The 7,015-nt window shown below is 49.9% G+C and carries 5 protein-coding genes and 1 pseudogene; 5 read left to right on the top strand and 1 reads right to left on the bottom strand.

Annotated elements, in window-relative coordinates; all coding sequences use genetic code 11:
• On the bottom strand, positions 1-497 hold a 497-nt coding region (locus VB714_RS26370; protein ID WP_323228241.1), incomplete at its 3' end, for a hypothetical protein.
• 175 nt (positions 498-672) lie between these two features.
• On the opposite strand from VB714_RS26370, the gene VB714_RS26365 reads away from it, so the two are divergent.
• The 5 genes and pseudogenes from VB714_RS26365 to VB714_RS26345 all read left to right on the top strand — a co-directional run.
• A complete protein-coding gene (locus VB714_RS26365; RefSeq protein WP_323228240.1) occupies positions 673-1,254 on the top strand; it encodes a hypothetical protein in 582 nt (193 codons plus the stop codon).
• A gap of 22 nt (positions 1,255-1,276) precedes the next feature.
• Positions 1,277-4,480: a hypothetical protein gene (locus VB714_RS26360; protein ID WP_323228239.1), complete on the top strand. Its 3,204-nt coding sequence runs from the start codon at positions 1,277-1,279 to the stop codon at positions 4,478-4,480.
• A 95-nt stretch (positions 4,481-4,575) separates the two neighbouring features.
• Positions 4,576-5,532, top strand: a complete 957-nt coding sequence (locus VB714_RS26355) for a hypothetical protein (RefSeq protein ID WP_323228238.1) — start codon at positions 4,576-4,578, stop codon at positions 5,530-5,532.
• Between the two features lie 29 nt (positions 5,533-5,561).
• On the top strand, positions 5,562-6,641 hold the full coding sequence (locus VB714_RS26350) for a hypothetical protein (protein WP_323228237.1): 1,080 nt from the start codon (positions 5,562-5,564) through the stop codon (positions 6,639-6,641).
• A gap of 7 nt (positions 6,642-6,648) precedes the next feature.
• A pseudogene (locus VB714_RS26345) lies at positions 6,649-7,015 on the top strand (hypothetical protein); the annotation flags it as partial.

Below are 7,015 nucleotides of genomic sequence, written 5' to 3'. Positions count from 1 at the left end.
TCAACACTGACAGACGCTTGTAAAATTGTGCCGATCGCTTTCACCCAATTGGCAAGATCGGAACCCGAGTGAGGCGTGGAAAGATAGATAATTCCTCTTGTTTGTTCTGCGATCGCTTTCCAACGAGGATCGCCAAAATCCCAAGCATGGCGCAGCATTTGTTTGACCAGTAATCCTCCCATACTGTGAACGATAAAGAAAATAGGACGATCCCCAACTTCGAGATCCAAGCAGGAGAGAACATCAGTTGCGCGATCGACTAAGGGCATAGTCTGACCCTTCCAGCGAAAGGGTTCGATATCATAATCGAGAGACCAAACTCTTAAATTTGGTAAATCCTCACCCAACCAAACTGGCCAGAAATCATCATTATCCCGTTTATCGTCAGGATGCCACGCACCTCGAGCATCTCCACCCAAACCGTGAACAAAAATAATATCTCCCTCGTAGTCGGGGCGATCGCAATTAGAAATAGGAAGTAATTGAGTCTCTGACACGAAGATTGCCTCACTAGCTCGATCCCAGTTTAACAAATCTCAATCACCAATTAAAAAAATGATTCACCCTTCCTAACCCCCTACAAGGATCGCCAAAATTAACCGCATCGAGCGATCGCGTTGCTAAAAATTCTCATTACGTTGAAGTTAGCCCCATTTACGAGTAACTTTAACCATGAACGACAGAACTCTACCGAGGCTCTATCCTTCAACAACACCGCCTCGCTTTCCATTCCTAAAACGCTTACCCATCCACCCCCGCGACTTCCCCTTCATCATCATCTGCCTCGGTGCAAGCATCTATTTAACCCTCAAAGACCCCGTTTTCATCACCACTTTAGGCAGTTTCAGCATCCCTCTTCTCAGCTTGTGGCACATTGCTAAAGGGTCGGGAATCCCCCTTCGCTTCTGGCATATCGCTCTCACCATCCTAACCGCTACCCTCACTTTTTCCCTCTTCGAGACCCCTGCTCATGCCATCTTTCTTTCAGGACTGGAAGAATTCTTCAAAGAACTGGCTCAAGGGGTTCAATCGGGTGGAAGCGGTGCAACCATTACCGATGATGTCATCGAACTGATTTTTAACCTCATCCGAGGAGTCTTCCTCCTCATTGTCGCCGGAGCTTCCCTCTTCGCCTACAACCAAGCGCAACAAGGCAACGACTGGCGACCCATCGTGTCTCAAGTCGGCTTGGCATTTGCCATCGTCATTGCTGTCGATATTATCACCTTTCTCTTCGTCGGCACCGGAACTTAAACCCAAGAATCGGAGTGCAACCATGCTGAAAGACCCAGAAAAAGATTTCGTACCTGTCAATCAAATCTTGGGCAAACCCGCCAGTATCGGCATGATTCCCGCCAATCAACTCATCCCTTGGCTGGCGATCGCGATCGCTTCCTACCTCATCACCAATGGCTTTTCGAGATTGGGAATGCCTTGGTTTTTCGGAGTGACATTTTGGCTCATCGTCAGTTGGTGGTTGCTAACGGGAAATAAACCCCATTTATTTGTCGATAAATTCAGAATGCCCCCCGGTTATGAATGGTGCAATGGTAATTTGCGCTACCTTTCTCCCCTCTTGGAAAACCGTCCCAAAGCCTTGCGCCAACGCATTCAAGATACCCAAACTCGCATTCACATCAAACCCATTGTCGCACCCGACCAAAACGGTCGAAGGAGGCGCTTTATGCCGTTTCAAAACTATCAAGATTTAGTCGGTTTGGTAACGATTAAAAAAGACCGCAGAGAAGTGTCCGGCTATCTCCTCAATAAAGGCAAACAATATCAAGTCGTCTTTGGCTTTCGTACTTCGGGCTTCCACAATCTCCTCTCTCGCAGCGAGATTGCCAATGCCATTTCTAACTTAGAAGAGGGACTCAAAGACATTCCTTCCGGTGAAAAAATGACCATTCGCACCGCCTGTTACGGTCAGGATAGCGATCGCCAGCAAGCACTCGCCCAAACTGCCGATACTTGCAATCTACAACCCATTGCCATCCTGATGCGAAACGAGCAGAAGCGCATTCAAGAATTGACCCTCAACGGCACTCGGCAAGAATGGGAGCAAATTATCTTTTGTACGTGGACCTTCAATCGAGATTCGGGGGCGACTTCCAAGGATTTTGTTGCCAAAGCGATCGGGGCGTTTTATCAGTTAGGTGCGAAAACTGTAGGCTGGTTTACGGGCAACGAACAGATTTACCAAGAACGCTTTTACAAGCGGCTGTTGCTGCAATCTTTTGAAGAAGGATACATTCGTTGGGAACTGCTGCTCAATACCAAAATCGGTCTCGAAGTCCGACCTTGCAATAGTAGCGAACTGTGGCAGTGGATGTGGCATCAATTTAACCATCGGGACATTCCCGCACCTCCCATTCCCCAACTCCTGCAACTGGAAGAAACGCCGACGGACTATCGCCTCGAAGAGATTAAACACAGCGAGAAAGACCCCTGTACCGTCCTCATCGAAGGGCAATTCGGTCGTTCGTCCTGCCCCGAACATAAGGGCAGTAACGATTGTATCTGGCTTCCCGGTCGCAATGCCAAGTGTGCGGTGCTGACAATGGAGGAAAAGCCGGAAGGATGGAACAATCAACGAGAACAACTGCGCTGGCTGTGGAAGATTCTCAGCAAAACTTATGTTCGAGATACGGAAGCGGTGGTAGAAATTAGCGCTGCCTCCAACACTTTAATTCAGGACAATTTGGCGAGGCAAGCCAAACAATCCAAAAGCGCCAAACAACGCGCCCTCACCAAAGGACAGGGACGGGATGCAGGGGCAGAAGTCAAGGCAGAAGAGAGCTTTGACGCGCAAAAGAAACTGTACAAGGGAGCAAAAGCCATCTATGCTGCCGTCGCTTTCCTCGTTTATCGCCCTACCAGCGACCAACTCAATCTCGCTTGCATGACCCTCGCTAACAGCTTCGGCTCTGCTAAGGTTTTGAGAGAGCGCAATATCGCATGGGCAATCTGGCTGGAAACCCTCCCGACAACAACGAGTTGGTTGCTGCACAGCAGTTCTTTACTCGAAGAACGCCGACAGGTCTTCGATACAGAAACCATTGCCGGAGTTTTACCCCTTACAGTGGTTCGCAGTTTGGATGCCAAGGGGGTTGAATTTCTCACAGAAGGGGGCAAGCCCGTTTACATCGATCTCATCCACAACAGTGCCAGTCGCGCCATCATTACGGGAGAATCGGGATCGGGGAAAAGCGTTCTCGGTTGGCGTTTCGTCTTGGATGCGCTGGCTGCTAACATTCCCGTAGTGGGCATCGATATCTCTTCGGGAAGCGGTTCCACCTTTAAGACCGCCGTGGAATTGCTGGGCGATCGCGGTGCGTATTACGACATTACCCGGTGCAGTTCCAATCTCCTCGAACCCCCAGACCTGCGCCAGTTTGCCAAGGAAGACCGCGCACCTCGCTTGGAACAGTGGAAAGAGTTCATTCGCAAGGCACTCACCAGCATTGCAATGGGGAAGATTTACGACCCCAAATTAGCACAGCGCGTCGATAATATCCTGCTCAAAACCCTCAATGCCTTCCTCAGCGATGCCGATATCATCGAACGCTACAATCTCGCTTTTGAACGGGGTTGGAAGTCTCCCCAATGGCAGGATATCCCTACTTTAAAAGACCTCCTCCACTTTTGCTCCAAAGAACAACTCAACTTGCAGAACTTTGAGGACATCGATCGCGCCGCGATCGCCCAGATTCACAGTCAAGTGACGGCTTTGCTGGCTTCTCCCTTGGGTAAAGCCGTTGGCAAACCCAGCACCTTTTCCCCCGAACCCGCCATTAAGTTTTTCGCCCTTTCGGGATTGAGCAACGAACAAGATCAATACTTGATGGCCATCAATGCCCATGCTGCCTGCATTCGCAACGCCCTCGCCAGTCCCAAGAGCTTATTTGTGGGGGACGAGCTTTCGGTCCTGCTCAAAAAAGACGGGTTTGCCGAAGCGGTGGGGGAACTCTGTGCCGTGGGTCGTAAAAACGGCATTGGCGTTCTTTTGCTGGCTCAAGATATCGATAGCATCTATGACTGTAGCGCCGGGGCGCAAATCCTGCAAAACACGGTCTATCGTCTGACGGGACGGCTGACGGCCAACGGTGCCGCTTCTTGGGTGGAAAAGTTGGGATACACCCCCGAAATCATCCAGCAGAATGCCACCGAGAGCTTCCTTCCCCGACGTTCCGAACTCTACTCCAACTGGCTGATTGAAAGTCGCGGGCGCTATTGGCAGTGCCGCTTTTATCCGGGAGAAATGACCCTCGCAACTGTTGCCAACAACCAAGCCGAATTGAATGCCCGCGATCGCGTAATGTCCGCCTATCCCAATACGATGCGGGGTCGAATGCTGGGACTCAAGCAGTTTTCGGCAGAATATGTCGAAGCCATCAAGCAGGGTTTGGATTTAGATCGCATCGGTCGCAACCATACTCTCACAACAGAACGAGAGGAAGTATTGCAGCGATCGGCTTAGTTTTCTTTTGCCACTTGTCCAAGGCGATCGCCATCTTTCTCTCCCCAAACAAGCGCTAAAGCGCAACAACAAGCCTTTTCAACTCCAAATCGACCATGATTAAACAATGCAGATATAACCGCCTCCACTTTCGCCTCGCTTTAACCGCGTGCGGTCTCTTGTTGGGATTGAGCGTGGTATCCCACCCGGCGCGATCGCAGGAACTCCCGGAAATTGACTCCCAACTCCAACCCCTCGAGCCAACTGCTTTAGAAGCCGAGATCGATCGCATTCTGCCCGATACTTCGGCGATCGCCAATACTGTCGAACAGCAGGTGAAATCCAACACCCTCGGCCAACTTTTGCAAGGGAATGTCAATCTCTTCGACTCCCTCAAACAAACCATTTCCTCTTTTATCGATAACATCCAGATTCCCGATTTCGGTCAAATTGTCAGCAATTTATTTAGTGAAAATAAGGAGGAAACCACATCTAAGGGCGATCGCGAAAAACTAGCCGGTGCTTTGGAAAACAAGCCCAATGGTTCTTATGCCATTCAAGAGGACGCAGCCGAACAAGATACCGTGCGATCTGCACAACAGATTGCCAATGATGCCACCCTCTCCGACAATGCCAGACAGGAACTCCAGCAACTCTCCGCCGCGATCGCTGCCAATGTAGAAAATGCCCTCCAACTCGGAGAAGAATCGCAACAGTTGGGAACGGAATCCCAAGGATTGGATGTCAGCCAGCATATCCTGCAAAACCTCTCCCAACAAGCCGCACTCTCAGCCAAGCAAACAGCACTTTCCGCAGAACGTCAGGGCATTATCATCCAGCAAAATCAACAGGCTCGGGTGGATCGCGCCATGAACAACCTTCTCAACGCCCAACAGGCCAAGGAACTCTCGGAAGCCAATACCGCCAAGCGACGGGAGAATGCCTCGGCGGGGGTTGCTGCTACGTCGGGCATGGGCTTGATTCGGATGCCCGGCTTGGCAGATGTAGAAGCCTCCTCCAATGCTGCTTCCGAAGCCCTCGATCCCCAAGACTTGTTAAGTAACCCCAATTAATTCTCGCGCAATGCAGTTACGGAAGATTCATGTTACTCGCACAAACCACGACAGGACAAGCATTAGACATCCTGCGAGACTCCCTCGAACTCTCGAATAATACCGCCCAATCTTGGGCTTCCCTCTGGAATCAAACCATCTTTTTTTACAATCAATCCGCCCTTTGGATCGCTCTCGTCACTCTCGGACTCACTTTAGCGGGTGCTTCCGTCCTCTATCTTGCCGTTACCGAAGGCAAAGAAATCATTGAAAAGCAGGCTTGGTCGGGTTTGGCAACGATGCTGATCTGGCCCCTCATCGTGGCGGTCTTTTTGGGCAATAATGGCGGTTTGCTCTCCGAAAGCATCAAATTTATTCGGGGCGTTGGATTGAACGAAATCCAGACAGTTCAAGAGATTCAGCTATCGGATTTTACCCTCCGACAAGCCCTCCAACAAATCAGCATCACTCAGGCCGCCCGCGAACAAATCGACGCGATCTACAACGAATGTATCGGACAACAAGGATCGGACTTCGCCGACTGCCTGACAGAAAATCGACCGGCGATCGAGCAAATCCTCGCAGAAGCCGAACAAGCCAATGGCAGAACCCTACAAGCCTTGCGGGATTTCGTGCAGGGACTTTTTAGCGTTGTCGCCAACCCCGGACAAATCGGCGAAAACATTGCCAATGGTAATTTTTCCGCTTCGGTCTTCAGAAGCATTGCCATCCCCATCGTCCGTTTCATTCTTAGTTCTATTCAATGGGCATTTGTCAACCTTCTTGAAGCATCCCTTCTCTTAACCGCAGCCTTTGCACCGATCGCAATGGGACTATCATTATTACCTCTGCAAGGACGACCGATTTTTGCTTGGTTAATCGGTTTTATTTCCCTGCTTGGAATGCAGTTGGGTTACAACATTATCGTCGGTTTGACAGCGATCGTCGTTGTTAACTCGAATGGAGAATTAATTACCGACATTGCCTTTCTCTTTTTCTTAGCCATATTTGCGCCCATATTGGCCGTGTTAATTAGTAGCGGCGGCGGCATTGCTTTATATCGCGGTATTTCCAATAATACCAAGCGCATCGTAGATTTAATTAGCGTCAGTGCGAGTAAGTTTGTTTAGGAGAAAATTGATGATTCTTCCCCGTCCCCCACAAGATCGGCATCGAGATCTCATCCCCAAGTTTCGCGAAAAAATTACGCTGGGTCAGTTAATTTTAGCCTGCGCGTTTATCATATTGGCCTTCTCTTCCTGTCAAATCGCGATCGCCAATCGCCAACTAGCAGAACGCAAAATCACCAACGTTCAATTAGTCGATGGCAATGCCCTCGTTATCGAACAAAAAGAGGGAAATTATCGCAATCCCCAACTGATTAAAACCTTCGTTCAACAATGGATAAGTCTCATGTTCAGTTGGGAGGGAAAGCAATCGGGAACGGATAAACCCGACCCCGGCGTTAAAACGACTTCAGGCGATCGCGTTCCCATTAATAGCT

This window comes from Spirulina sp. 06S082 (genome assembly GCF_034932145.1).
In the GTDB taxonomy this organism is placed as follows: domain Bacteria; phylum Cyanobacteriota; class Cyanobacteriia; order Cyanobacteriales; family Spirulinaceae; genus CCY15215.
Note: the sequence above shows the minus strand (reverse complement) of the source record. Positions and strands in the feature narration are given on the sequence as shown.